The organism is Paenibacillus cremeus, assembly GCF_007786445.1.
In the GTDB taxonomy this organism is placed as follows: Bacteria; Bacillota; Bacilli; order Paenibacillales; family NBRC-103111; genus Paenibacillus_G; species Paenibacillus_G cremeus.
Window position 1 is genome coordinate 17,975 of sequence record NZ_VNJI01000018.1, and the last position, 25,652, is coordinate 43,626.

The 25,652-nt window shown below is 55.4% G+C and carries 22 protein-coding genes and 1 riboswitch; of the genes, 8 read left to right on the forward strand and 14 right to left on the reverse strand.

What is annotated here, in order from left to right:
• Positions 1-2 precede the first annotated feature (2 nt).
• Positions 3-1,541, reverse strand: a complete 1,539-nt coding sequence (locus FPZ49_RS15680) for an ABC transporter ATP-binding protein (protein ID WP_144848307.1) — start codon at positions 1,539-1,541, stop codon at positions 3-5.
• Complete coding sequence (locus FPZ49_RS15685) at positions 1,541-2,131, reverse strand: ECF transporter S component (protein WP_144848309.1); 591 nt, start codon at positions 2,129-2,131, stop codon at positions 1,541-1,543. The genes FPZ49_RS15680 and FPZ49_RS15685 overlap by 1 nt, the downstream gene beginning before the upstream one ends.
• A gap of 140 nt (positions 2,132-2,271) precedes the next feature.
• A riboswitch (TPP riboswitch) is annotated at positions 2,272-2,376 on the reverse strand.
• Between the two features lie 268 nt (positions 2,377-2,644).
• Between FPZ49_RS15685 and asd the strand changes: the two genes are divergently transcribed.
• Both asd and FPZ49_RS15695 read left to right on the forward strand, forming a co-directional pair.
• A complete protein-coding gene (gene asd / locus FPZ49_RS15690; protein ID WP_144848310.1) occupies positions 2,645-3,436 on the forward strand; it encodes an archaetidylserine decarboxylase in 792 nt (263 codons plus the stop codon).
• Positions 3,437-3,484: 48 nt separating this feature from the next.
• Entirely contained in the window at positions 3,485-4,738 is a 1,254-nt protein-coding gene (locus FPZ49_RS15695) for an MFS transporter (RefSeq protein ID WP_144848312.1), read from the forward strand.
• Between the two features lie 52 nt (positions 4,739-4,790).
• On the opposite strand, the gene FPZ49_RS15700 is transcribed toward FPZ49_RS15695, so the two are convergent.
• Both FPZ49_RS15700 and pdxR read right to left on the reverse strand, forming a co-directional pair.
• The gene (locus tag FPZ49_RS15700; protein WP_144848314.1) at positions 4,791-6,248 is read right to left on the reverse strand and encodes an HD-GYP domain-containing protein; all 1,458 of its coding nucleotides are present in this window, start codon (positions 6,246-6,248) and stop codon (positions 4,791-4,793) included.
• Positions 6,249-6,355: 107 nt separating this feature from the next.
• On the reverse strand, positions 6,356-7,840 hold the full coding sequence (gene pdxR / locus FPZ49_RS15705) for a MocR-like pyridoxine biosynthesis transcription factor PdxR (protein WP_144848316.1): 1,485 nt from the start codon (positions 7,838-7,840) through the stop codon (positions 6,356-6,358).
• Positions 7,841-8,009: 169 nt separating this feature from the next.
• Here pdxR and FPZ49_RS15710 point away from each other — a divergent pair, with 169 nt between their 5' ends.
• From FPZ49_RS15710 to FPZ49_RS15725, 4 genes are all read left to right on the forward strand, one after another.
• Complete coding sequence (locus FPZ49_RS15710) at positions 8,010-8,471, forward strand: GNAT family N-acetyltransferase (protein WP_144848318.1); 462 nt, start codon at positions 8,010-8,012, stop codon at positions 8,469-8,471.
• A 20-nt stretch (positions 8,472-8,491) separates the two neighbouring features.
• Positions 8,492-9,112, forward strand: a complete 621-nt coding sequence (locus FPZ49_RS15715) for a pyridoxamine 5'-phosphate oxidase family protein (protein WP_144848320.1) — start codon at positions 8,492-8,494, stop codon at positions 9,110-9,112.
• Between the two features lie 223 nt (positions 9,113-9,335).
• Positions 9,336-10,283: a glutaminase A gene (glsA, locus tag FPZ49_RS15720; RefSeq protein WP_144848493.1), complete on the forward strand. Its 948-nt coding sequence runs from the start codon at positions 9,336-9,338 to the stop codon at positions 10,281-10,283.
• A gap of 260 nt (positions 10,284-10,543) precedes the next feature.
• Positions 10,544-11,533: an HD-GYP domain-containing protein gene (locus tag FPZ49_RS15725; protein ID WP_261381438.1), complete on the forward strand. Its 990-nt coding sequence runs from the start codon at positions 10,544-10,546 to the stop codon at positions 11,531-11,533.
• 109 nt (positions 11,534-11,642) lie between these two features.
• Here the strand turns inward: FPZ49_RS15725 and FPZ49_RS15730 are convergent, their stop codons facing one another.
• The 7 genes from FPZ49_RS15730 to FPZ49_RS15760 form a co-directional block, all read right to left on the reverse strand.
• Positions 11,643-12,488: a cupin domain-containing protein gene (locus FPZ49_RS15730; RefSeq protein ID WP_222429916.1), complete on the reverse strand. Its 846-nt coding sequence runs from the start codon at positions 12,486-12,488 to the stop codon at positions 11,643-11,645.
• An 87-nt stretch (positions 12,489-12,575) separates the two neighbouring features.
• Positions 12,576-13,880, reverse strand: a complete 1,305-nt coding sequence (locus FPZ49_RS15735; RefSeq protein ID WP_144848324.1) for an ABC transporter substrate-binding protein — start codon at positions 13,878-13,880, stop codon at positions 12,576-12,578.
• Complete coding sequence (locus FPZ49_RS15740; RefSeq protein WP_144848326.1) at positions 13,877-14,641, reverse strand: response regulator transcription factor; 765 nt, start codon at positions 14,639-14,641, stop codon at positions 13,877-13,879. Before FPZ49_RS15740 ends, FPZ49_RS15735 begins: the two co-directional genes overlap by 4 nt.
• Complete coding sequence (locus tag FPZ49_RS15745; RefSeq protein ID WP_144848328.1) at positions 14,610-16,415, reverse strand: sensor histidine kinase; 1,806 nt, start codon at positions 16,413-16,415, stop codon at positions 14,610-14,612. The genes FPZ49_RS15740 and FPZ49_RS15745 overlap by 32 nt, the downstream gene beginning before the upstream one ends.
• A gap of 99 nt (positions 16,416-16,514) precedes the next feature.
• Positions 16,515-17,333, reverse strand: a complete 819-nt coding sequence (locus FPZ49_RS15750; RefSeq protein ID WP_144848330.1) for a carbohydrate ABC transporter permease — start codon at positions 17,331-17,333, stop codon at positions 16,515-16,517.
• Positions 17,334-17,351: 18 nt separating this feature from the next.
• The gene (locus tag FPZ49_RS15755) at positions 17,352-18,293 is read right to left on the reverse strand and encodes a carbohydrate ABC transporter permease (RefSeq protein WP_144848332.1); all 942 of its coding nucleotides are present in this window, start codon (positions 18,291-18,293) and stop codon (positions 17,352-17,354) included.
• 67 nt (positions 18,294-18,360) lie between these two features.
• Positions 18,361-19,686, reverse strand: coding sequence for an extracellular solute-binding protein (locus tag FPZ49_RS15760; RefSeq protein WP_144848334.1), 1,326 nt, complete (start codon positions 19,684-19,686; stop codon positions 18,361-18,363).
• Between the two features lie 437 nt (positions 19,687-20,123).
• Between FPZ49_RS15760 and FPZ49_RS15765 the strand changes: the two genes are divergently transcribed.
• Positions 20,124-20,432, forward strand: coding sequence for a PAS domain-containing protein (locus FPZ49_RS15765; protein ID WP_222429917.1), 309 nt, complete (start codon positions 20,124-20,126; stop codon positions 20,430-20,432).
• Positions 20,405-20,980: a methyl-accepting chemotaxis protein gene (locus tag FPZ49_RS15770; RefSeq protein WP_144848337.1), complete on the forward strand. Its 576-nt coding sequence runs from the start codon at positions 20,405-20,407 to the stop codon at positions 20,978-20,980. The genes FPZ49_RS15765 and FPZ49_RS15770 overlap by 28 nt, the downstream gene beginning before the upstream one ends.
• 143 nt (positions 20,981-21,123) lie before the next feature.
• Here FPZ49_RS15770 and FPZ49_RS15775 read toward each other — a convergent pair whose 3' ends face one another.
• The 3 genes from FPZ49_RS15775 to FPZ49_RS15785 are packed head-to-tail and all read right to left on the reverse strand — an operon-like array spanning position 21,124 to position 25,632.
• Positions 21,124-22,710, reverse strand: coding sequence for a glycoside hydrolase family 43 protein (locus FPZ49_RS15775; protein ID WP_144848339.1), 1,587 nt, complete (start codon positions 22,708-22,710; stop codon positions 21,124-21,126).
• Between the two features lie 22 nt (positions 22,711-22,732).
• The gene (locus FPZ49_RS15780) at positions 22,733-24,703 is read right to left on the reverse strand and encodes a YjhG/YagF family D-xylonate dehydratase (RefSeq protein WP_144848499.1); all 1,971 of its coding nucleotides are present in this window, start codon (positions 24,701-24,703) and stop codon (positions 22,733-22,735) included.
• Positions 24,704-24,750: 47 nt separating this feature from the next.
• Positions 24,751-25,632, reverse strand: a complete 882-nt coding sequence (locus tag FPZ49_RS15785) for a fumarylacetoacetate hydrolase family protein (protein ID WP_144848341.1) — start codon at positions 25,630-25,632, stop codon at positions 24,751-24,753.
• Positions 25,633-25,652: the final 20 nt, after the last annotated feature.

A 25,652-nucleotide genomic window follows, 5' to 3' on the forward strand; every position in this document is an offset into this window, starting at 1 on the left:
CGTCACCTCCTAGTTTCCTCTAATGAAGCGATCGATGCGGCGATCGGCTCTCGCTTCATCGGCTTAGCAGCTTCCAGCCTCTCTACGTATTCCCCAGGGGACATGACATCGGCCAGCCTCCCGCTGCGAACCTCCCACACTCGCGTAGCGAACCGGGCGACAATCTCAGGATCGTGCGTCACCATCACGATCGCCGACCCCTGCTGCCGCCATGCCTCCAGCTTCTCCAGCAGCGCAAACGTATTCGCCGCGTCCTGCCCAAAGGTCGGCTCATCCAGCAGCACCAAGCGCTGCGCTTTGACCGTAGCGGCCGCCACACTGAGCCGTCGCTTCTGCCCCAGCGAGAGCTGGTACGGGTGAAGGCTGCGATGGTCGGTCAGCCCGAACCAGACGAGCAGCTCCTCCGTCTTGGCCTGCACCTCGCGCTCCGGCACGCCGTCCCGCCGGAAGTTGAAGGCCAGCTCGTCATACACCGTGCCGGCGACGAACTGCATTTCGGGGTTTTGGAACACATAGGCCGTCACATCGGCCACGTCGTCAAAGCCCCGAACGATCCGCTTCAGCAGGGGCATCGCATACTCCCCCGCCGTCGGCAGCAGCTGCATCAGCGACTGGAGCAGCGTGCTCTTGCCCGCGCCGTTCTCGCCGACGACCGCGATCCAGTCTCCGGCATACAGCTCGGCTTCCGGCACCTCGATTTTGGGCGTTCGGCCGTGAAAGCCGGTAAAACCGCCCAGCTGCACCAGCGGCTGAGCCGCCACAACGCCGGAAGGGACTCGACCAGCGGCACCAACCGCTGCCCGTGCCGCGTAGTCGTCCCAGACGCCGGGATACCAGATCCCGTACGCCTCTAGCTCCGGCTTATGGTCGTGGAACACCTGCTGAGGCTCCCCATCCGCCAGCACGCGGGCATCCGGGCCAAACAGCACGACGCGATTGACGAAGTCGACGATCTCATCAATTTTGTGCTCCACGATCAGCACCGTCTTGTCTGCGGTTACCTGCTTGACGGTATCCCATACCTCGGTCGTTCCCTCCGGGTCGAGCAGCGAGGTCGGCTCATCGAGGAACCAGACTTCAGGCTCCAACGCCAGAAGGGACGCAATGGCCAGCCGCTGCTTCATCCCCTGCGACAGCGAGGCGATGGGGACATGCGGATTGTCACCTAAATTCAGTCCGACCTGCGCCAAGCACCGGCGAATCCGCTCCGGCATTTCCGCGCGGGGAACGCACAGGTTTTCCAGTACAAAGGCAATTTCTTCATCTACGTACGGCATGCAAAATTGCGCATCCGGGTCCTGAAACAAATATCCCCAGGACTCAGGCAGCTGCAGGCCTTCCGCTTTCATCGGCACCTCGATCGAGCCGGGAATCAGTCCGCTCAGCACCTGCAGCAGCGTTGATTTACCGCAGCCGCTGGGGCCAAGCAGCAGCACCTTTTGCCCCGCCGGTACCGACAGAGACAAATCCTCAAACAGCAGCTTCGGGCTGCCCGGAAATTTCAATCGAAGCTCCGTTACTGCAACACTAGCCGTGCTCATTAGAGCTTCTTCTTATCCAACGCGCTGTAGTCGTCGGCGCTCGCCGGACGAACGAGCTGCGTAACGCCGGTTTTTTCCAGCGCCTTGGCCAGCGCATAAGCAACCGGACCGCAGAGGATAAACGAGCCGAGCAAACGGAATACAATCGCAAGGATCAGGTTCCAGCTTTGCAGCTCCAGCAAATACCCTTTGAAGTAATCGAATACGAAAGCGCCAACGCCTGACAGCATGCCCGCCAGCCCCGCCACGACAATGGAATACCGGCGGTATCCGAAGGCAGCAAATATGAGCTCCGCGCACAGCCCCTGAACGATGCCGTAGGTCAGCGCTTCAATGCCGAACTGCGAACCGGCCAGCAGCTCGCCGGAAGCCGCAGCCGCCTCCGCCAATAGCGCCACGCCAGGCTTGCGGATGATCAGGAACGCCGCCGTCGCCGCCATAAACCACATGCCGTACACGAGCTGATCGAGCTGAATCCCCGCGACCTTCGCCACGTTGTACAAATCTCCCCACAAGCGATAAATAACGCCAAATACTACCGCGATCACGATCGTGACCAAAATATCCGTCAGCTTCAATCGTTTAGACATGGACGATCCACTCCTTTTTCTAACTATAGTTTTGTTTAGGGTAAACTCCCCTGCCGCCCCATTCCCTGCGAGGATCACGTAAAAAAAGCCGCCTCCCGAATGCATCGGAAGCGGCTTTGTAAGCACATGTTAATCAAGCGTGCTAACGCTCTCCACTTCCCTACGCTGGCATCATCCAGATCAGGTTCAGAGGGTCTAGGATCTATCGATCCAATCTCAGCCTGTCGGCTCCCCTAGTGACATCCTTCATATTATCACGATTGCATAAATTGTCAATGGCTTCGGAGTTGAATAAATTCAGCCAGGCTGAAGTCTGGCGGAGAATACGCATCGTCGGACTTCAGTCAGGCTGAAGTTTGGCGGAGAATACATTATCGTCGAACTTCCTCCCAATTGTTCGCTTTTTCAACATTTTATCGCGTATTGTAGTTGATTTGTCCCCCGTTCTATGTCAAGATAGTCGATAGAATTGCTCTCTAAACTTTCTTATGAAAACAGGTGACTTCCCAAGCTATGAAAATATCGCTGTTCCGGCTGCTGACCGAGCTTTCCTCCCGTAAAACCGTGTCGAAACTTACCGGCGCTTTTGCCAAGTCGAAAGCCAGCCGTGCGCTGATCCCCCGTTTTGCCAAAACCTACGGCATTCGCATCGAGGACGCGGAAAAAGCCGTTCATGAATATGCATCGCTGAACGATTTCTTTACTCGCCGGCTGAAAAGCGGCTTGCGGCCGATCGATCTCACCACCGAGACGATGGTCAGTCCTGTGGACGCCCTCATTACCGGCATGGGGCCTATTAAGGAAGGGCTCATTGTCAATGTCAAGGGTCAAGACTATACCATTGAAGAGCTGCTGAACCACAGCCCGCGCATGATCAACTATACCAACGGCTTCTATTATGTGCTGTATCTCAGCCCGACGGATTATCACCGTATTCATTCTCCTGTGGACGGCACCATCGTGGAAAAAGAACACGTCGCCGGCAAGGTGTATCCGGTCAACGATTTTGGCCTGAAGCATATGAAACGCGTGCTGAGCCGCAACGAGCGTCTGATCACCTATGTGCAGCACGAAGCCGGAGAGGTCGCGGTCGTCAAGGTCGGAGCGCTCAACGTGAGCAGCATTCAATACGTATCTCCGCTGCCTGATCAGCTGGAAAGAGGCGGCGAGCTCGCCTACTTCGAATTCGGCTCTACCGTCGTCCTGCTGACGGAAACAGGTACGTTCGAATCCCGGAAGGATCTGCTCGTCGGCAGCAAGGTCAAAATGGGCGAAGCGCTCGGTTTGTTCAAAACGAAGGGGTAATACAACCACCATCGCAATCGCATCTAGAGAAATGAGGAGTATGCCGTTATGCAAGAAGTATCCGGTGCAGCCGGGAACGGAGCCATACTCAAGCAGCAGCAAGTTTCACGGTCGGCTGTCGTGCCGACCGTCTTTCGTATTTTGCTTGCCATCAGCTTGGTTCATCTGTTCAACGACACGATTCAATCCGTAATTCCCGCCATTCTACCACTGTTTAAACAATCTATGGGCTTGAATTACATGCAGTCCGGTATTATCGTTTTTGCTTTGAATATGACCGCATCGGTCATGCAGCCTGCCGTCGGCGTCTACTCCGACCGCAAGCCGTCGCCTTACCTGCTTCCGCTGGGGATGGCCTCCACGTTTTTGGGCGTGCTGGGGCTTGCGCTGGCTCCGAGCTATGGACTGATTCTGCTGTCCGTCCTTCTGGTCGGCGTCGGCTCGGCCGTCTTCCACCCGGAGGCGTCCCGCGTCGCTTATATGGCGGGCGGCTCCCGTCGCGGCTTGGCGCAGTCCATCTTCCAAGTGGGCGGCAACGCAGGGCAATCGCTGGCATCGATCATGACGGCGCTGATCTTCGTCCCGCTCGGGCAGCTTGGAGCCCTCTGGTTCACGCTGGTGGCGCTGCTCGCCATTGTGGTTCAGCTTTATATTGCGCACTGGTACAGCGGCTATATGGCGGCGAAGCCACCGGTTCGCCAATCCGGTGCGACCCGCGTTATGAATCCGGCGCGCAAGAAGCGCATCGCGTTCGCGATTGCCATGCTGATTTTTCTCGTCTATGCCCGCTCCTGGTATTCCGCCGGGATCACGATTTACGGGCCGTTTGATTTAATGAACCGGTTCGGGATCCGCTTGGAGCAAGCGCAGCTGTACATCTTCCTGTTCGCTGCAGCGGGTGCTGTCGGTACCTTCTTCGGAGGACCGCTGTCCGATAAATTCGGCCGCCGGAACCTGATTCTGTTCTCGATGCTGGGAACGGCTCCGCTGGCCTTGGTGCTGCCGTTTGCGAACGGCTTTTGGACGTATGTGATTTTGATGATTAACGGCTTCATTCTGATGTCCAGCTTCTCCGTCACTGTCGTGTATGCGCAGGAGCTCATTCCGGGCAAAATCGGCACCGTCTCCGGACTAATCACGGGCCTTGCCTTCGGTCTTGGCGCCCTTGGCGCTGTCGCTCTGGGTGGACTGGCGGATTGGATCGGACTGCCGGTGGTCATGCAAATGGTTGGTTACTTGCCGCTGCTGGGCTTCTTGACCTTCTTCCTGCCATCCGACCGTGAGATCAAGGCTTGGTCATAACAATAATGAAAGGGGCCATCCCAGTATTACTGGGACAGCCCCTTTTCTGCATTTAACCGGCGATCGCCTGACGGCCTGATCGCTGGAATCGCAGCCGATCCAGCACCTCATCCTCGTGCGCGACCCGGCTGATCTCTTGGATCTCCTGCCAATCCTCCGGCGGGATGCGCAGAAACGCCTCCACCACCATCGGGCAAAACTGCGTTTCGGTGCACCGCTCGATCTCCGCCCGCGCTTCCAGGTAGCCTCGTCCTTTGCGGTAGGGCCGATCGGACGTGATCGCATCGTATGTATCGCAAAGTGAGAAAATGCGGGCAAACAGCGGAATCTCCTCCCCCTGCAATCCGAACGGATACCCCCTGCCGTCCACCCGCTCGTGATGGTAGAGCACCACATCAAGCGACGGCTGCAAAAACGCGATATGCTGCAGCATTTGGTGCCCCAGCTGCACATGGCGCTTCATAACCACCCACTCGTCCTCGGTCAGCTTGTCCGGCTTCAGGAGGATGGCGTCCGGCACTCCGATTTTGCCGACATCGTGAAGCAGTGCTCCCCGAGCCAAGAGGCCCAGGTCCTCATCCGACAGCCTCATCTCCATCGCCAGTCGAGTCGCATAGGCGGTGACCCGGAAGGAATGCCCCTGCGTCTCGTTATCCCGCGAATCCAGCGCACTGGAAAGCGCTTGCAAAGACTCATCATATGTACGCTCAATTGTATCGATCATGGCGTTCAGCTCTTTATTTTTCCCGTCGATGATTCGGGTGGAGTAGACGAACACTTGACGTAAGCCGAAGAACAGGGCGAGCATCCCGATTAAAATTACCGTCAGCAGCGTCACCTGCAGCCAGCTGCTCACCAGGTCCTGCTCCGTGATGTCCCTCACGATCTCGACGACGCCGTTCACCCGGTTTCCTTCGCCTTGGATCGGCAGCCACAGATGCAGCCGATGGCCGCTCATCCGGTCATGAAGCACTTCCTTCTTCTCGACCACCTGATCGATGGCCGAATACGCAGCTGTGCTTGCCTTTTGGCCGACCCGGGATTTATCGTAGCTGAAATTAATGGTGCCGTCCGGGTAGTAGAAATTCGTCTCGACAATCGAATACAAGTCAAAATGCATCCGAACCACATTGTATACGCCTTCATAATCCTTCGGCAGCGCATGCTCTTCGTACCCTTCGCTTCCAGCATGCTCGTAGCCGCTGCTTCCGCTTGCCGCCGGCTGCATATGGCCCGCGTGGGAATCCCCTTCGTAGCTGCTTGCTGCAGTTCTGCCCTTGTCGCCGCTCGTGCTCTGCGTTCCTTTTCCGCCGAACAGATCGGCGAGCTGCGGCAGCTTGATGAAATGCTTCACCACGGAAGCATTCGTCAAATCCACGGTCTCGCGAATGACGAAGCTGCTGCTTGCCCACAAGGTCACGGCGGACAGCACCAATCCGATCAGAATGACCGAAATGCCGAGCGTCCAAGTAAATCGGCGGTACGGGTTCACTTCCTTCGTTTTGCCCACCCTCGTTCCCCCCTGTTCCTATGCTAAGAATGAATTTAAAATTTGCCTGATTTTGTCACCTACTTCCTTCGACGGGAGGCAAACATTCTCCTTCTTCTTTCCTAGGTCTAAAGACACTTTAAGATTCGGTGTACCCCCTGCCGCATTTCTTCTTCGGTTAGGTGAGGAAAATTCAAATAAATGCCGCAGCGGCTCGTGCCGTCCTCAGCCTCCGCCTTCGCTTCCGACCAGCATACGCCTGCCTCCTCGCCTTTTTTCTTCAGCACTCTGTACTGCTCCTCCGTGCCTTTCCACCAGCCGAATACGTGAAGCCCCGCATCGCTTTCGACCCAATCGAACGCCCCGCTCAGCTCCGCCTTCACCCGCTGCATCAAGAAGGCGAACTTGCGGCTGTAGATGCGCTTCATCCGCCGCAGATGCCGCTCGTACTCGCCGGAGGCCATGAACGCGGCGAGCGCCCGCTGCTCCAGCAGGTTGACCGGCTGCGGCTCGAACAGCGCTTGCGCGCGGGCGAACGGCTCCGCGAGCGGGGTCGGCAGCACGGCGTAGCCGATGCGAAAGCCCGGCAGCAGCGTCTTGGTGAAGCTGCCGACGTAGACGACCCGCTCCTCGCGATCCAGCGCCTTGAGCGGCTCCAGGCTTTTGCCCCGGTGGCGGAACTCGCTGTCGTAATCGTCTTCGACGATGACCGACTCGCGTTCGACTGCCCACCGCAGCAGCGCCTGCCGCCGCTCGAGGCTGAGCACCGCGCCGGTCGGGAACTGCCGCGTCGGCGTGACGAACACCGCCTTCGCGTCCCAATCCGCGGGCACGATGCCCAGCGCATCGACGCGCGCGTCGATGCACTGCCCGCCCGCGGCGTGAATGGCGCGCCGGGTGCCCGCGTAGCCCGGCGCCTCGGCCACGGCCGTCTCGCCCGGCCCGATGAGCAATTGCGCCAGCAGCGCAATGGCTTGCATCGAGCCGCCGGTGACGGCCACGTGCTCCGGCTGCACGGCGAGGCCGCGGGCGCGGCGCAGATACTGCGCGATCGCCCCGCGCAGCGCCAAGCAGCCTTGCGCCGGGTGTTCGCCCGGCAGCGACGCTTGGCCGTGGCTCAGCTCGCGCACCTGCGCGTACAGGCAGCGGTTCCACGCCTCGCGCGGGAACTCGTCGGCGTCGAGCGCGAAGCGGTTGAAGTCGATGACGTCCGCTGCGCGGCCGTCGCTGCCGCTAGAGCTCCCGCCGCTCCGCGGGGCTCCGCTCATGATGCGCTGTCCCCAGGGGGACAAGCGGAAATCCGGCGCGCGCTTCGACGCCGCTGCCTCTGCCGTAGGGCTCGTCGCAGCGTCAACCGCATGCTGTCGGTACGACACAAACGTCCCGCGCCCCAGTTCGCTGACGAAATACCCCTCCGACGCCAGCGTTTCATATACTTGGTTTACGGTACCGCGCGAGAGTCCGTACAGCTGAGCCAGCTCCCGCGTGGAAGGCAGCTTCGTGCCGTACGCCAGCAGCCCGCCAACCACCGTATCGCGGAGCGCATGGTACAGCGCCGAATGCTTGGTGGGATATTGCTCGCAATATAGGTGAAACGGAATTTGAAAATGCATTTGACCAGCTCCCTTGCACAACGCTACTTATTCCATGCACCTGCTAACAAACCTCAACCTTTTAAATGGTCCAATAAAACTACTCTAAATTGGTGCTTTTCTATTGTCAATGTAAGCAGTAGACTTTCACTAATCCTAAAATGCATGGTATGGAAAGGAGCACCAACGTATGGTTACTTCTGAGCTTCAAATTGAGCGCGCGATCCCGGACGATGTCCCTCATATCGCTCCCCTCTTCGATCGCTACCGCCAGTTTTATGGCCAGCCCTCCGATGTTAGCGGCGCGGTCGCTTTTTTGCAGGCCAATGTGGGGTCACGCCAGTCGGTCATCTACTTCGCCTATGATGAACAGCGCAGCCGCATCGCCGGCTTCACCCAGCTGTACCCTACCTTCTCGTCCATCTCGATGCAAAATAGCTGGATCCTCAACGACCTGTTCGTTGACCCAGAATACCGCAGCCAAGGCGCAGGCCGGGCTTTGCTGGAAGCGGCAAGGCGGCACGCTATCGAAACCGGCGCCAAAGGGCTGGAGCTGGCTGCCGCAGCCGATAATCACACGGCCCAGCGCCTGTACGAAGCAGCCGGGTATGAGCGGGACGACGAGTTTGTTCATTACTTTCTTAAAGTTTGATCGAGGAGTGGAGGGATCCCATGAGAAGAAAAGAATTTTCCGTGCAGGAGCAGTCGGAGATTGAGGCATTTTTGCAGGAGATGTCGTTCGGGTACTTGGCTACGCTGGGCGAGGACGGCTGGCCCCACTTGACCCCGCTGAATTATGCGTATTGCAATGGGCATATTTATTTTCACGGCTCCCGCGCCGGGCAAAAAATGAGAGAAATTGCTGAGGCGCGCCGAGTCAGCTTCGCCGTCGCCAAAGAGTATGCGATCATCCCGTCCTACTTCAGCGATCCGCGGCAGGCCTGTCCGGCGACCGCGTTCTTCAAGTCCGTCCACATCCGCGGCGAAGCCGAGCCCGTCGAGAACCTGCATGAAAAAGCGGAGGCCCTCTCCGCCCTGATGGCCAAGCTTCAGCCCGAGGGCGGCTATGCGCCAATCACGCCGGAGGACCCGACGTATCGCCCGGAGCTGAAGGCCGTATCCGTCGTTCGGATTACCGTCCAAGACCTGACAGCCAAATTCAAATTTGGGCAAAATATGAAGGAGGAGCGGCACGACAACGTGGTCAGCGGCCTGCTCGAGCGGAGCCTTCCAGACGATGCCGAGACGGCGGAGCTGATGAAGAAGTACTGTCCGTTTCATAAGGAGGAGTAGCCAAGGGGAGGCTTTTGCTGATTGAGGGGGAATTTTACCCCTTTTCCGGCGCCACGGCCTCGTCCCCGCCAAAAGCGACGTAAATCTCCTTCTTTTCCGGCGCTACGGTGTTCAGCAGCTTCACTCCCAGCAGGAGCCGGACGATTTTTGTCGAATAATCTTCTGTATCACGCTATACTTGTATTTGGTTTGTATTCAAGGGAGGATTTTCGCAATGACACGCATGACACCGTCCGATTGGGACCGGCTAACCGACCAGCTGCCCGCCTGGCTGGAATCGAGCCGTAAGGAATCGCATAAAGGTCGTCCGGCCTCCTATATTCCCGAGCTGGCGCATGCGCAGGGCGATGCGCTGGGCATCGTCCTCCTGACGGGGGAGGGCAAGGAAATCAGCGCCGGAGACGCTGGCCTGACGTTTACGATGCAGAGCATCTCCAAGGTGTTTACCCTGATGCTGGCATTGATAGATCACGGCGAGGAAGGCGTCTTCCGCAAGGTCGGCATGGAGCCGACGGGCGACGACTTCAACTCCATGCTGAAGCTGGAGCTGGTCGAGCCGGGCATCCCGTTCAACCCGCTGATCAACGCCGGAGCCATCGCTATCAGCTCGCTGATCCGCGGGGACCGGCCGGCTGAGAAGGTCGAGCGGATCCTCTCCTTTTTCCGACTGCTGACCGGCGATCCGAACCTGGCCTATAACGAAGCGGTCTACCATTCGGAATCGGCCACCGCGCACCGCAACCGGTCGCTCGCGTATTTTCTCAAGGACAATCGTGTGCTGGAGGAAGCGGACGACGTCGAGGAGGTGCTGGACGTCTACTTCAAGCACTGCTCGGTGGACGTGAACTGCCGGCATCTCGCGCGAATGGCGCTGGTGCTCGCACTGAACGGCAAAGACCCGGACAGCGGCGCGCTGCTGGTACCCCGCCGTTACGTGCAAATCGCCAAGACGTTCATGCTGTCCTGCGGCATGTACAATGCGTCCGGCGAGTTCGCCCTTCAAGTCGGCTTGCCGGCGAAGAGCGGCGTGGCCGGCGGCATCCTCACGCTCGTGCCCGGCCAGTGCGGCATCGGCGTCGTCGGCCCCGCGCTGAACGACAAAGGCAACAGCATCGCCGGCGTCCATCTGCTTCGCACCTTGTCGGAGACGTTCGACTGGAGTATGTTTTAACAAGACCCGGCCACCGTCGTAACGAACGATTGGGAAACCCCTTGGAAACGGAAATAGCAAATAACGAAGCGAATGGATAGGATTAGAACAACAGGCTGCCGAGCCCTGCATCGGCAGCCTGTTGTTTCCCATGCGCTCTTTTTTTGCCGCTTTCCGATGCAATCAATAATATGGTAATAAACTGGATACATTAATTTAGCGTTGGATTTCCTCTGTCCGCGAGGTGACAGCATGCGGTATGAATAGAAGGCGGTGCTTCCTTGAAGCTGGGATCTAGTCTTTCACTCGAAAGTCTCCTCGTAAATATTACCTTTTTCCGCTATGGATTCATCATTCTTTTAGCGTTAGTTCCATTCGCGGCGAGCGTGTTTCCTCAAGATTTGTCATCTCTTTATATCCTGACGTTAATTTTTTTAGGCATTGGCTTTTCGAACTCCAAGGTGGTATTTCTCTTTTTACTTTGTGTAATTGTGGTCTCTACCCGTACCATAGTTGATGATGGTTTTGTTGGCCATATGGGCGCCGTGGCTTGCCGTTTATTCACTTTTTCCATGGTGGTCTTCATTTCGGCTAATCTAGCCAGGCACTACCGGAAAATAAAAGAAAGTAAAAAGGAGCTGACCATCGCGCTGGCGAAGGCATTGGATTCACGAGATTCCTTTACCGCCAATCATTCTGAAAACGTAGCAAATGTAGCTTTAAAGCTGGCTAAGGAAATGAACTTAAGCGCCCTTCAGTGCGAAGCCGTGTATACCGGCAGCCTACTCCACGACATAGGAAAAATCGGTGTTCCGGAGCACATTTTGATAAAACCGACCGGGCTCACCGCCGAGGAATATGAGCGGATCAAATCACACCCTGAAATCGGATATGAAACGCTTAAGCATATAGCAGACTTTAAGACCACTGGTATTCTAGACATTGTGCTGCATCATCACGAACGCTTCGATGGGAAAGGGTACCCGAAGGGATTAAAAGGAGGAGGCATTTCCCTCTTCGCGCGCATTGTCGCTGTTGCCGATTCCTTCGATGCAATGGCCTCCAAACGGCTGTATAGAGATGAAATGGCACTTTCCAAAATAGTCGATGAAATAGACCGGCATAAAGGAACGCAGTATGATCCGCAAATCGCCGGTATTTTTTTGAACCTATTGAAAAACGGGGAAATTCAAGTCCCCTCTCATCCGGCAGATGCAAAAAAACACTCGATTGAAGGGACTGTTGACAAACGGCACTTCACCTCATGGTGATACAATATATGGAATTAAAAACGCTGATGATCCACTATATATTGTAGTGAATCATCAGCATTTTATTCAGCTAAGGACTTTGTCAACAGTCCCATTGAATGAGTGTTTTTTATATGGCGTTTTGTTCGTTTAATTCGCTTCGGATGAGTATGGAAAGGAGCTTCACCGGCTGCGTCTGATCATTTTTGAAGGCATGTGGCGTAGTGGACGGAAAATGAAACAATTGCCCTTCGTGTAATTGAATCTCCTGACCGTTTAACGATAAGGAGAGCAAGCCATCCATCACGTAGTGCAATTCATACCCCTCATGTGTCTTGGTTGGAACTTCGGCGTCCGGGTCCAAAATGAACAGGAACGATTCCACGTTATCTCGGCATGCGCCCTGAAACAAGGTGACTCCGGGATACGTCAGTATGCTGCGAAGCGGATGCTTGGCATCCAAGGGGTGAAGCTCTTGCTGGAACTGAATCATAGCTCTCCCTGACGGATGGATAAGAACCTCTGACCCCGCTCTTCGTTTCATCCCCCCTCGCCAATGCAGCGTTAATAGGCCAAAGATAATCCAATTTGAAACGAATGACCATAGGAGAGACCATCCCAAACTGTAGACCATATAGCCTAAATGCAGCATCAAACCCTCTACAGAAATGCCGGCGAACGACCAAATCAGCGTATACATGAACCACTTATTGAGCTTGGAAGGGAGTGACTGTACATAGAAATAGGCAATGACAGGGTAAATGCCAAAATCATCGAGCAGTACGCGCGAAAGCAAGGGATAGTTCGTGTCGACATCCTGATACTGCCACAATGGAAAAAGTAATGTCACTACATCCGAGCTTAAACTCATAATCATTGCAATTAGAATGGTCGGATAAAGCTCACCGAATCTTTTCTTTTGCGCAAAGCAAACAAACGAAAGCCAAGAAATGACGAATACCAGAAAATAGAACAAGCCGCATCCGCACCCTCCAAAAACCATTGTGGTATTCAATATATTGGGTCTATATTTTTCCACAATTTTTTTAAATTATCAGGTGCGCTATCGAATATTCGATAATACCGCTTCGATATCCTGACGGCTCATGTCCTCCTCCCCGGCGAAGGTCACTACGGCGTCCAGCAGCTGCTGCGCTCGGCTCTCGTCGAGTACTTGATCATAAAAGCCAAAATAGCCCGTCGGATCATGCTCAATAAACTGAATGTAATCGTATAAAGCCGGGGCCGTATCGGATTTAGAAATCTCCAAATGCTGAATCGGAGAAACCGTCCCGCTGTGCTCGGCCAGCGCTTTATTCTCTTCCGCGCTCGTCAAAAACGAAAGCACTTCAAAAGCTGCCGGCGTATTGCTGCTGCCAGCCGAAATCGCCCAGCCGGAGGAGGTTCCCCCATAATACTGGGAAAGGTCTCCCTTGCCGTCCACGATTGGAAACTGGAAATAGCCCACTTCCGTCCCGTAGTCGTTATGGCCGAGCAATTTGCCCGCCGCCCAGTCGCCCTCCATATACATCGCCGCCTTGCCGGATAAAAACATCCGCTCTGCCTCCGCCACGTCCATACCTAGGAAGGAGCGCGGGAACGCCTTTTTCTTGACCAGCTCATGGAATCGCAGCCCCGCTTCCACGAAGCTCGGATCGGTCAGCGCCTCCCGCTGCAAGACGCGCTGCATCGGATCATCGCCGCCCAGCCGGTTGGACAAATAAGCGAACCAATGCAGCAGCGGCCACCGCTCCTTGCCAGCCGCCGCAAACGGCGTAATGCCCTTGGCCGACAGCACCTGAACCAGATTCAGCAAGTCGCTCCAGCTGGCTGGTGGCGTCTGGCCGTACGATTGAAACAGCTTTTTGTTATACCATAGGACCACATGCCTTACGGCATAAGGGATACCATAAACATGGCCCTCGTAGGAGGTGCTCTGAAGCACCTCCGTGCTGAATTGCTGTCTGAAATCGGAGTGCTGCGACAGCAATCCGTTCAAATCGGCGACCACCCCGGACTGAACCATACGCTTGAAATTATCCCCAGTCCAAAAATAAAACAGATCCGGCATATTCCCCGAAACCATGGCGACACGCAGCTTATTTTTATAGGCTTCCGTCTCATAGTAGTAGGGAACGATCTGTATTTGCGGATGCGATTGATTAAATTTGCGAATGCTTTCCTGCAAGGTGGTTTGCCTTGGGTCCTTGGTCTCTTGGCTCCAGATGGTGATTTTGACCGGTGACGCTTCGGAAGGGACCTCTTGGCCGTGAAGGCCGCCCAAGGACATGCAGCCGGTGCAAAGCACCGCCACCAAACAGCCGATTAACGATACAAGCAGGATGCGCATCGCACCAGCTCCCTTCACGAATGGTCATTCCTATACTGATTCGGCGTCATGCCTTCGACATCACGGAACACTTGGACAAAATATTTGGACGAGGAGAAGCCCACCTGATCGGCAATCTCGTACACTTTTTTATCGGTTTGATGCAATAGGGCCTTAGCCCGAAGCAGTCGGCTGCGGTTGACGAAATCGCTGAACGTATACTTTGTTTCCTCTTTAAACAAGACCGAAGTATAGCTCGGGTTCAAATGTATACAATCCGCCACATCCTTAATGCTGAGCGAGGGGCGGTGCAGCTCGGCTTTGATATACTCCAGCGCCTTCTGGATGGACTCGCTTCGCACCTTCGGAGCCAGCGCGTCTTCCTCATGTTCGTCCTCCGCCGTCTGCGATGTTCGTTGACGCTCGCTAATCATGGCGACAGCCTCCTGAACGGCGTCCAACAAGCTTTCATGATCAAACGGCTTCAAAATATAATTGATCGCCCCGAACTTCATCGCAGTCCGAGCATACTCAAATTCAGCGTACCCCGTGAGCAGGATAGAGACGACGGAGATGCCCTCCGCTCTCAGCTGTTCGAGCAGCTGGATACCGCTTAAGCCAGGCATGCGAATATCGGTAATTAATAAATCGACCGGCTGGCTTTTCGCATAGCTCAAGGCCTCCAGGCCGTTCTCCACCGCGTGAATGTGCCATTGCCCCTGCGAGCGCTGCTGCAGCGCGTTTAAGACGCCTCTTCGTGTAGGCAGTTCATCCTCGGCGATCAGAATGTGCATGGTCATGGTTGTTCAGCTCCTCAAACGGTAGATAAAGGTTCACTTCGGTGCCCGCTCCCTTGGTGCTGCTAAGCGCAAGCTCACAGCGTTCTCCATAATGAAGCATGATCCGCGATTTCACGTTGGACAGGCCGATCCCGGACCCCGCCGTACGCAGCGACCGGGCTTCCGAGAGCCGGCTCATGAGCTGCCGTACGCCGTCCTCCGTCATGCCGTCGCCGTTATCCTTGACTTGAATGTGCAGATAAACGAGGCCTTCGCGATCCACCTTCTGAAGCCTCAGTGCAATTGAACCGCCCTCCACCTTCGGCTCGATGCCGTGCCCGATCGCGTTCTCCACCAGCGGCTGAATCAGCAGCTTCGGAATGCGGATCCGCTGAAATTCCGAGCCCAGCTCGATATCCCAGGACAGCCGGTCGCACATTCGAAACTTCATGATCTCCAGGTATCGCCGGCAGTGCTCGATCTCGCTTTGCAGCTCGACCCAATCGTCGCCCTCCGAATGCTTGATCGAATACCGGAACAGCTTCGACAAATGGAAGATAAGCTCGGCGCCCTCGGTCTCCTGCTTATCCTGCAGCGTCCAATACAACGCTTCCAGCGTGTTGAACAAAAAATGCGGATGAATTTGCGCCTGCAGCATTTTGATCTCCGCCTGATTTTTCAGCCGCTCTTTCTCGTAGGCGCTCTCGATCAGGTGGTGGATCTCCCGAACCAGCTTATTGTAAGCAGCGTTCAAATCATTCATTTCATAGTTGAAATAGGTGACCTCGTTGGTCGTTGGCAGGGTAAAATGAACGTTGCGCATTTTTTTACGCAAATGGCCGATCGGCATCGTAATCATCCGGGACAGCAGCCACAGCAGCCCGAGGAAGACGACGGTGCCAACTGCAAGCGCCAGCAGCAGCAGCTGCTTTAATAGGACCGATTTTTCCGTGATGGTACTGATCGGCACCAGGATATGAATCGACCAGTTGAACTGCCGGGAATGCTCGATGATGTGCAAATACTCTCCGCCGTTAATCCGCAGCCGGGGATACACTCCCTCCGAGCTCATCTGAATGCCTACATTCAGGTTCCGGTCCGCCAGCATGGATGGCATGGTGGAAGCAACGAGCAGCTTGTTATGATCGTACAGATGCATGCTGCCGCCCTTGATCGACGAAAAATCCTCGTTAAAAAAATCAACCAGCGACTTCATCACCCTTATGACCACGTAGCCGCCCGGGGCCAGATTATCCCGCTCCAGCCGAACCTGCCTCACCGCGAGCAGCAATTGGTCATCCTGGGGGTCGGTCCCGACAAACACGAGCTGCCCTGCCTTGAGCCTTGCGATCGTCACCAAGTCATTGCCGATGATGTCGTCGAGCCGCCGGTTTTCGAGCGGATAAAAAGGGTCATTGACCGAGTAAATATCGATGCCCTTAATGATCCATGAGAGCGCTACCAGTTGATCGATCACGGGCCTAACCGACAGCTTCTGATCGATGGGAATTTGCAGCCCCTGCTTGGAGCGGTATAAGAGTGACTGAATTCGGGCGTCCATGACGACCTGAAGACTGATCGTGTCGACCTGCGACAGCACGGCGTCCACTCGCGCGCTGGCCTGCTTGGCGGTTTCGCCCAAGTAGCCTTCCGTATTTTGAATAAACAGCGATGTGGTCGATTGGTATACCAGTCCCCCGGCGATGGAGAACACCACGGTCATGACAAGCAAAAAGCCAATGGTAATCTGTACGCGCGTTCGGTTCAGCCGCAGTCTGTCGATGAGCTTGTCCATGAGGCACTCCTTAGCTGATCACTTCACTTCTTTCTAGTAACTATAAAGCATAAACGGAAAAAGCGCACTCCCTCGAAGGTCGCACGCACGTTTCCATTTTTAGCCTTTAACCGCCCCTGCCGACAACCCGCTGACAACCTTCTCCTGCGCGAGGAAATAAGCAATCATGAGCGGCAGCGAGCCCAGCGTCAAGGTCGCCATAATGCCCGGCACATTGACCGAGAACTCCCCGTAAAACGAGCGCAATCCGAGCGGCAGAGTCATTTTCGCTGGGGTCGTAATCAGCACGAGGCCGAACACAAACTCGTTCCAGATATGAATGAAATTGTAGATCGCAATCGTAGCCAGCGCCGGGCTGAGCAATGGAAAGACGATGCTCCAGAACAGACGCGAATGGCTCGCGCCGTCCATCACGGCCGCTTCATCCAGCTCTCTTGGAATGTCTTGAATAAACTGCGTCAAAATAATGACGGAGATCGGCAAGCTAAACGCGATATACGGACCGACGAGCGCCCACATGGAATCGTACAATCCGATCTGCTTGGTCAGCATGTAGATCGGGATGAGCGTCGTATGCACCGGAATCATCATCCCGGCCAGAAACAGGTAGAAGATCGGCCGATTCAGCTTAAAGCGCATCCGGACGAGCGGAAAGCTGATCATCGCCGACAGGAGGATGATAGCCGTCACGCAGATGATGGAAACGACGATGCTGTTGAGAAAATATTTATCGATCCCCAGCTTGAACACGAGGGCGTAATTTTCAAAGTTGAACTTCGACAAAAGCGATACGGGATGCTCAAAGAACTCCGGTTGGGTTTTAAGCGAGGTCGCTACCATGTAAACGAACGGATAGCCCGTGATAACCAGAAATACGATGGAAATGGCGTATAAAATTGCACTTCGAACAGCCGTCATAAGGGTGGTCCTCCTCTCTTAGGATGATGCTTGGGCTCTGTTTTTGTCGGCGGTCAGGATGAAGATGGCAACGATCAGCGAGATCACAAACATCGTGAAGGAGATCGTGCTCGCATAGCCCATATTGAATTTGGTAAAGGCTTGCTTGTACATATAGGTGGCCATCAGCTCGGTGCTGCTGTTCGGTCCGCCTTCAGTCATAACATAGATCAGGTCAAAATATTTGAGCGATCCGATCACGGACAGTACGGAGGAGGTCACAATGGTTGGCTTAAGCAGCGGCAGCGTAATGTGCCAAAATTGCTTCCAGCCGCTGCAGCCGTCGATTTTGGCCGATTCGTATATTTCCTCGGAAATACCGGCGATTGCTGCACGGAATAAGATCATGTAGAACGGCGTAAACTGCCAGCAAATCGTCACCGCAACCGCGATAAAAGCCGTCTTGGAGTCGCCCAGCCAGCCCATTTGCCACGACCGCAGCCCCAGCAGCTCCAGCGCCTGATTGATGATCCCCATTGTCGGATCGTAAATGAACGTCCAGAGAATCCCCAGTGCAACAGTAGACATTAAGAGCGGCATGAAGTAGATGGTGCGGAACAGCCGAACCCCTCGGATCGGAGCCATCAGCAGCAGGGCCATGCCAAGCCCGAGCGGCAGCTGAGTGACAATCGAGACGACGACGAGCAGCAGATTGTTTACAACCGTTTTCCAAAAAACAGAATCAGCCATCAGCTTGAGATAATTATCGAGGAAAATGAACGTTTTCTCCGACTGAATGCCGCTCCAATGAAACATGCTGTAGTAGAACGTTGAAAAAATCGGGAAGATGACATAGGTGAGATAAATGAGTAATGCCGGCCCGATAAAACCGACAATAAAAGCGGTATTCCGATGCTTGCCTGATCGCACGGCTTCCTTCGCTTCAACCTCACCGGTGCGTTTTTCCGCTATAGTGTTCATTCTCGGATACCCCGCTTTCGTTAAAATCACCGGAAGGAAGGGAGCAGCCCTCCCCTCCGGATGTAAACTATTTCTTAAGCAATTCCTTCGCTTTCGCTTCCATTTGCTTGGCAGCTTCGGTCGGTGTCATCGATTCTCCGAACAAGGCTTGAGTCGTATCCTTGTGCAGCTCGGCGAGATCCGGCGGCAGCGTTTGGTCATAGAAGGTGGTCAAGTAGCCGGCTTTGCTCAGCATGTCGTTGAGCTGAATCGCGAACGGATCCTTGTATTCCACGCCTTTGACGGCGGAGATGGCGCTCGTTTTATCCGAGAACTGCTGTGCCAATTCCTTGGACGTCAGCGCTTTGACGAGCTCGATCGCTTTATCCGGATATTTCGACTTGGCTGCGACCGAGAACACCGGCGATACGCCGCCGACGACATTGGAAATGTTGCCTTTGCCGCCAGACACTTCAGGGAACGGGAACATGCCCAGCTTCTTCTCGAAATCCGGTGCTTCGTTGCGGACATTGTTGACATACGAGGCGGTCTGCATTTCCATCGCCGCTTTGCCGGTGTAGAGCAGCTGACGGGATTGGCCGGTGTCGTACGTCAGCCCGTTAAAGCCAGGGTTAAAGGCTCCACGCTTGACCAGATCTTGAATCATTTCGCCGGCCTTCACATAGGACGCATCATCAAAGCCGCGGCCCTTGCGTTCGAACGCTTCGGAGAAGATTTGCGGTCCTCCGACCTTCTCGGCAAAATACATCAGGAAGAACGCTGCCGGCCACTTGGTTTTATTCGCCATGGCGATCGGGATGATGTTCTCCTTCTTCAGCTTGTCGACGATCGTCAGGAACTCATCGTAGGTTTTTGGAGGCTGCAGTCCGAGCTTGGCGAAAATTTCTTTGTTGTAAAACATCGGAACGACCGACATCGCAAGCGGCGCTCCATAAACTTTGTTGTTAAAAGTGGACGCTCCGATCGCTGCTGGAATGTAAGAATCGGTGTTGACCTTTCCGGTGAGGTCCGCTACCTGATTCGCGTTCACGAACTCCTTGAGCCAGCCGCCGCCCCAGGAATGGAATACGTCCGGAGGATTGCCGCCGCCCATCGCCACGGACAGCTTCGTTTTGTAAGCGTCGTTCGGGATTTGAACCGCTTCGACCTCTACGTCCGGGTTGTCCTTCATAAACTTCTGAACCGTCGCTTCGATCAGGTCCTTGCGCGGTCCGGTTTCGATATACCAAAAGCTCAGCTTTTTCTTCTCGCCGCCCGCCGCTTGAGCTGGCTGCTTCTGCTCTGCCGCGCCGCCGTCCTTCTTAGCACCCGCCGGTGCCGATGTTTGCGTGGTGCCGCCGCAAGCGCTTAACAGCAGCATGCTTGCAATGGAAAGTGAGGCCCATTTTTTCATTATTTTTATCTCCCCTCGATTCTTATTGGTTACGCTTTCATTTTATCAAGAGAGCGTTTTCATCATAAGGTGGTTTGATTTGCTAAAATACCAATTTGATTAGATTCCGAAGGGGAAGCGTTTACAGGCAAAAATTAAACGGCCTCCGTCCCGACGAATTCAGGGCTAAGGCCGCCTAAATGCTTTATTATTTGTTCTGTCTACTTGACGGGGGCAATTCATGATCTCAGGAGGATCGTCTTGACGGCCTTTTTGCTGCTCGGATTGGAAGAGTCTTTGAGGGTAGGCGGGGACATGAAATTGTTAGAGAAGCATTAGCAAATGTAAAAAAGTGATTCCAGACGCCCCAATAATTCCCTAACAATATTAATTTATTATGAAACTAATAAAGAACTTATTTTAAGAAACTTTATCACGAGGCAGGTGTTATTATGAGCATGACTGAATTTAATCTCGATACCTCTTTATTGTTTGAAGCGCTTGAGCAATCTCAGGCACTGATTGTATTTGACCCGCAAGGCAATATTCGATGGGCCAATCACAACTTTTCAAAGGTGGTCGGATATTCAACCCAGGACTTGCAAAACATGCACCATCGGCAGCTGTGTCATTCCAGCTTTTCGACAAGTGAGGAATATGTTATCTTTTGGGAAAATCTTCGCAACGGAATCGCCTTTCATGATAAAGTCCAAAGGATCACGAAATCAAGGCAGCCCATTTGGCTGGAAGCTTCTACACACCTGTAACGAATAGCAGCGGTAGCGTCCAAGCAGTTATTAAAATAGCATCAAATATAACGGAACGACAAACGGTTCTGGAGAGCAGTACCCAGGATTTTATTCATGTTGTAGCAAAAATGACAGCCAACACCAATGAAGTATACGCTGCTTCACAATCGATCATGAATGATATGGCCATTCTGGATCGTGAATCGGATGTCGTCAAAAAGAACGTAGAAGAAATTCAGAAGGTGACAGCCTTCGTAGAAGACGTTGCGGCCAGATCCAATCTGCTCGGGTTAAATGCTGCCATTGAATCGGCGAGAGCAGGTGTACACGGGCGAGGGTTTAACGTGGTCGCCAATGAAATTCGTAAGATGGCCGATTCAAGTAAAGAGTCTGCGGCATCGATTTCGAAACAGCTCGGCGATATCCAGAAATCCGTATTTGTGATGGTGGAATTGGTGGCCAAGGTAAATGAAAAAACTCATAGAAATTATGTTTCGATCAACGAATTAAAAACAGCTTATGAACAAATAGCAAGCACGGCGGATAATCCGGCTTCTTTTCTATAACTGCAAGGAGTCCAAGCCGCCGGCCAATTCAAGAAGAAATACGCCAAAAAATAAGCACGGCTAGGGAGTCTAACCCTAGCCGTGCTTTGTCAACAGTCTCCTACCTCCGTACTTTGGACAACACGGCGGTTTTATAAATGCTCCTAATACGCATTGGCTTCCGTTTCCCGGTAGCTGAAATAATCGAAATCGGCATGCTTGCGGCTGCCGCTCACATCCTGTGCGCACAGACCGATGAAGGTGCCGGTAAACCGGACATAATCGGAGAAATCGTCCGAAAGGTGAATGACGCTGATTTTCTCGCCGACAGGGCTCCATTCCCCGCCGTCCGCCGAATACCAGAACTGGACGTGTTCGCCCTCGATCACCGCTTTGAGTCCGATGCGCTGTACCCCTTCAACATCGATCTCCTGCTCCAGCAGCTCGTCGTACTGCCCTTTCACGCTTTGGATAATTCCGAGGCTCTTCCCGGCATCCTCATGGCGCGTCACCCGCAGATAGATGTAGTCCATCGTATCGTAATACAGAATCAGTCCGGCCATCTGCTGGTAATGCTCAGGCTCGAACTCGAGGCACGTTTCGCTCACGCAGTGAAACGATTGCTGACGGCGCGCCACCATGCTTTGCCGATGCGTCGAGATCATCGACTCCATGCCGCGAAGACGCAGATAGCCCGGACGCTCGGTTAGTGTAACCCACGATTCCTCCGGCGGGATGCGCAGCGTGCTCCAATCGATGGCCAGCACGGGCTGATCGAAATCATCCCTCTCCGGCGCAGGCGCGAACGGATGCGGCGCGATGTCCGGCGCTTGGACCTGCAAGGATGGGGCCGGTCCGCCTTCCACTCTCAGCCACAGGTCGTCTGACCAGTAGCAGCGCTGAATCGCCGTCTCGCGTCCCAGATTGCAGTACTTATCTTGGACAGGACGTCCAGTCAGGTGCACCATGTACCACTCATTGGTATGCGTCTGAACCACACTGGCGTGTCCCGCCTTTTGCAAAGCGATCTCCGGTCTTCCGGCCGAGGTCAGCACCGGGTTCTGAGGATCAACCTCGTATGGCCCGTCGATGGTTTTCGAGCGCGCCATGGTGGCCGCATGGTTGTACTGGGTTCCCCCTTCAGCGGTCAGCAGGTAATAATAGCCGTGCCACTTGTAGAGGTGCGGCCCTTCCGTCAGCTTGAGCTCGGTGCCTTTGAAAATATTTTTGACCGGCCCGACCAGCTTCTGTTCCTCCACGGAATATTCCTGCAAAACGGTGCCCGCAAAGCGGTTGTGCCCCTTGCGATGATCCCACAGCATATTGACCAGCCATTTGCGGCCGTCGTCATCATGAAACAGCGAAGGATCGAAGCCGCTGCTGTTCAAATAGATCGGCTCCGACCACGGGCCCATAATATCAGTCGCCGTGACCAAATAGTTGTGCGTGTCCTTGAAGGCGCCAACCCGGCTTTTGACATCGGTATAAATCAAGTAGAACGTCCCGTTGTCGTAGCTTAAGCAAGGTGCCCACACCCCGCCGGAATCGATATTTCCTTCCATGTTCAGCTGCGATTTCCGGGTTAACGGATGCGTCAGCAGCCGCCAGTGAACGAGGTCCTTCGAATGATGGATTTGAACGCCAGGGAACCATTCGAAGGTAGATGTAGCGATATAATAATCGTCTCCGACGCGCAGGATGGACGGATCCGGATTGAAGCCGGGCAAAATCGGGTTCGTAATGATTGCCATGTCTATTCTAGTCCTCCTAAGCTTAACCTTGCTCCGCAGCTAATGCTTTTTTGCCCGCTTCCAGCGCAGCGATAATGCGGTCGACGTCATAGACGCTCCCCGCCCACGTGCCTCCGCTGACCGCTTGCAGCGCCGCCCACAGCCGGGTATCGTCCGGCAGCTTCGGATCAGGCGCCAGGCCCGGATGCGGTTCACGGGCGGCGAGCACCCGGCTGCCTTCTTCAGGCGTCAATATTTCATCGCCATCGCCGATGAAGTGAACGCTTCCCTCCAAGCGGTTGCGGTCCACCACGATGTCGATCGTGTCGCCGTCCCGCAGCTTGCCGAGGGGGCCGCCTGCGAGTGCCTCCGGTCCGACATGGCCGATACACGCACCGGTCGACACGCCGGAAAACCGCGCGTCCGTAATTAGCGATACGTATTTGCCGAACGGTAAATGCTTGAGCGCGGAGGTGAGCTGATACGTCTCCTCCATCCCGGTCCCTGACGGGCCCCGGCCGATCAGCACCATAATATCGCCCTTCTCGATGCCTCCGTTTTTGATGGCGGCGATCGCTTGCTTTTCTGTGGTGAAGACCTTGGCCTGACCGCGATGTCTGTAGACGCCGTCTTCTCCAACAACCGACGGGTCAATCGCCGTCGATTTGATGACGGAGCCTTCCGGCGCCAGGTTGCCCATCGGGAACGTAACGGTCGAGGTCAAGCCTCTCTCCCGTGCGCGTTCGGGGCTCATGATCACTTGCTCCGGATCGACGCCGTCGAGCTCCTTCAGCAGCTGCTTCATCCGCTGACGGCGCTCGCTCGTCTCCCACCAATCGAGGACGGCGCCGAGCGTTTCGCCGGAAGCGGTCATCACGCTTTCGTCCAGTACACCGAGACCGCGGAGATGCAGCATGACCTCCGGTACCCCGCCGGCCAGGAACACTCTTACCGTCGGATGATATTCCGGTCCGTTCGGCAGCACGCTGACCAAACGCGGTACGCGCTTGTTAACGGCGATCCAGTCCTGCACCGTCGGCACAGGTACGCCTGCGGCATGCGCGAAGGCTGGAATGTGCAGCAGCAGGTTGGTCGAGCCGCCGAACGCCGCATGCACCGCCATCGCGTTGCGAATCGCGCCTTCGGTAAGGATGTCCTTCATGCGGATGCCCTTTTCCTCCATCTGCATCATGGCGCGGGCCGACTGTCTGGCCATCTCCTCCCACACAGGCTGTCCCGATGGGGCCAGCGCCGCGTGCGGCACAGTCATCCCCAACGCTTCAGCAACCACCTGCGAGGTAGCCGCCGTCCCGAGGAATTGGCAGCCGCCTCCCGGCGTGGCGCAAGCACGGCAGCCCAGATCGGCCGCTTCCTCCAACGTCATCTCGCCGTTCGCGTAGCGGGCTCCGATCGTCTGGATTTTGCCCGCGTCCTCGCCCGCCGTCGGCGGCAGCGTCACGCCTCCCGGCACGATGACGCAGGGCAGCTCGTGCATTCCGGCCAGCGCCATCATCATGGCGGGCAGCCCCTTGTCGCAGGTGGCCACACCGATCACGCCTCTGCGCGTAGGCAAGGAGCGGATCAAGCGGCGGAACACCATCGCCGCATCGTTGCGGTATGGCAGCGAGTCGAACATGCCTTCCGTGCCTTGGGAGCGCCCGTCGCACGGGTCGCTGACGTAGCCAGCGAACGGAACCCCGCCGCTGTCCGATATTTCATTCGCTGCGGCCTGCATCAAGAGGCCGACTTCCCAGTGTCCCGTATGGTAGCCCAGGGCGACAGGGGAGCCGTCCTCCTTTCGAATGCCGCCTTGCGTGCTTAGAAGAAGGTACTGCTTGCCCTTCAAGCGGGAAGGCTTCCAGCCCATGCCCACGTTCTGCGATAAGCCGAACAGGTCGCCGCTCGGCGAATTCAGCAGCATTTCTTTCGTCAAAGGGAGCGAACCGCTAGGTCCGCTCGCATGCGTACGAATGGCATACAGCTCATCGTTGTCCTGCCCCATGATGAAACCCATATTTTCTTTCACAACCGTTCCCCTCCCAGCCGCATTCGTTGTGACGCTTAACGCCCCGCACCTGCCACCGGATTAACCAGCGTCCCGATGCCTGTAATATCGATCTCAACCCGATCCCCATCGGCCAGCGAAAACTCATTCGGCGGCACGATGCACGTACCGGTCAGCAGCACCGTGCCCTCGAACAGCTCATTGTCCCGCACCAGGAAGGACACCAGCTCATCCAGACGGCGCTTCAGCTGGCCGGTGTTCGCCGTCCCTTCGACGACCTTTTCACCCTGACGGTAAATGCGGCAGTCGATCTGCAGGTCGTACGGATTATCTACCGCATCGACGAGTCGAATCGCAGGTCCCAAGGAGCAGGAGCGCTTCCACAATTTCGCTTGCGGCAAATAGAGTGGGTTCTCCCCTTCAATATCCCGGCAGCTCATGTCGTTGCCAATGGTGTAGCCGATAATTTTCCCTTGGCTGCTCAGCACCAGCCCCAGCTCCGGCTCCGGAATTTGCCACTCCGAATCGCTGCGAAGCTGCACGTCATCTCCAGGACCCACGGTCCGAGCCGCCGTAGATTTGAAGAAAATTTCCGGGCGCTCCGCATCGTACACCTTATCGTAAAAGGTCACGGCATCCAGCTTGCCCCCGGTCGCCTCATAGTTGCGCGCTTCCCGGCTGCGCTGGTAGGTCACGCCGGCCGCCCATACCTCCGGCGCTTCAATCGGCACGGCCAAATCGAGCGCTTCAAGCTTCTCGGCCAGCGGCTGCTGATCCGCAATCGCGGAGCGTACCAGCTCCAGAGCGGTAACGCCTTGCGCGTCGGCTTCTTTTTGCAGGCTTATAAAATCACCTTGCGGCAGCGGAAACACCTCGCCTTGATCTGTAACGGCAGCCAACTGAAGCAATGCCTCTTGACGATAACGAATAATTCTCATAAATACACACGCTCCCCAAT

Bases quoted from the DNA above. Each gene is read 5' to 3' on its own strand.
- FPZ49_RS15750 (WP_144848330.1), bottom strand. From the start codon at position 17,333: ATGACGGCTGTTCGAAGTGCAATTTTATACGCCATTTCCATCGTATTT.
- FPZ49_RS15785 (WP_144848341.1), bottom strand. From the start codon at position 25,632: ATGAGAATTATTCGTTATCGTCAAGAGGCATTGCTTCAGTTGGCTGCC.
- FPZ49_RS15775 (WP_144848339.1), bottom strand. From the start codon at position 22,710: ATGGCAATCATTACGAACCCGATTTTGCCCGGCTTCAATCCGGATCCG.
- FPZ49_RS15715 (WP_144848320.1), top strand. From the start codon at position 8,492: ATGAGAAGAAAAGAATTTTCCGTGCAGGAGCAGTCGGAGATTGAGGCA.
- FPZ49_RS15685 (WP_144848309.1), bottom strand. From the start codon at position 2,131: ATGTCTAAACGATTGAAGCTGACGGATATTTTGGTCACGATCGTGATC.
- pdxR (WP_144848316.1), bottom strand. From the start codon at position 7,840: ATGCATTTTCAAATTCCGTTTCACCTATATTGCGAGCAATATCCCACC.
- FPZ49_RS15760 (WP_144848334.1), bottom strand. From the start codon at position 19,686: ATGAAAAAATGGGCCTCACTTTCCATTGCAAGCATGCTGCTGTTAAGC.
- FPZ49_RS15780 (WP_144848499.1), bottom strand. From the start codon at position 24,703: ATGGGTTTCATCATGGGGCAGGACAACGATGAGCTGTATGCCATTCGT.
- FPZ49_RS15695 (WP_144848312.1), top strand. From the start codon at position 3,485: ATGCAAGAAGTATCCGGTGCAGCCGGGAACGGAGCCATACTCAAGCAG.
- glsA (WP_144848493.1), top strand. From the start codon at position 9,336: ATGACACCGTCCGATTGGGACCGGCTAACCGACCAGCTGCCCGCCTGG.
- FPZ49_RS15755 (WP_144848332.1), bottom strand. From the start codon at position 18,293: ATGAACACTATAGCGGAAAAACGCACCGGTGAGGTTGAAGCGAAGGAA.
- FPZ49_RS15740 (WP_144848326.1), bottom strand. From the start codon at position 14,641: ATGACCATGCACATTCTGATCGCCGAGGATGAACTGCCTACACGAAGA.
- asd (WP_144848310.1), top strand. From the start codon at position 2,645: ATGAAAATATCGCTGTTCCGGCTGCTGACCGAGCTTTCCTCCCGTAAA.
- FPZ49_RS15745 (WP_144848328.1), bottom strand. From the start codon at position 16,415: ATGGACAAGCTCATCGACAGACTGCGGCTGAACCGAACGCGCGTACAG.
- FPZ49_RS15765 (WP_222429917.1), top strand. From the start codon at position 20,124: ATGACTGAATTTAATCTCGATACCTCTTTATTGTTTGAAGCGCTTGAG.
- FPZ49_RS15710 (WP_144848318.1), top strand. From the start codon at position 8,010: ATGGTTACTTCTGAGCTTCAAATTGAGCGCGCGATCCCGGACGATGTC.
- FPZ49_RS15680 (WP_144848307.1), bottom strand. From the start codon at position 1,541: ATGAGCACGGCTAGTGTTGCAGTAACGGAGCTTCGATTGAAATTTCCG.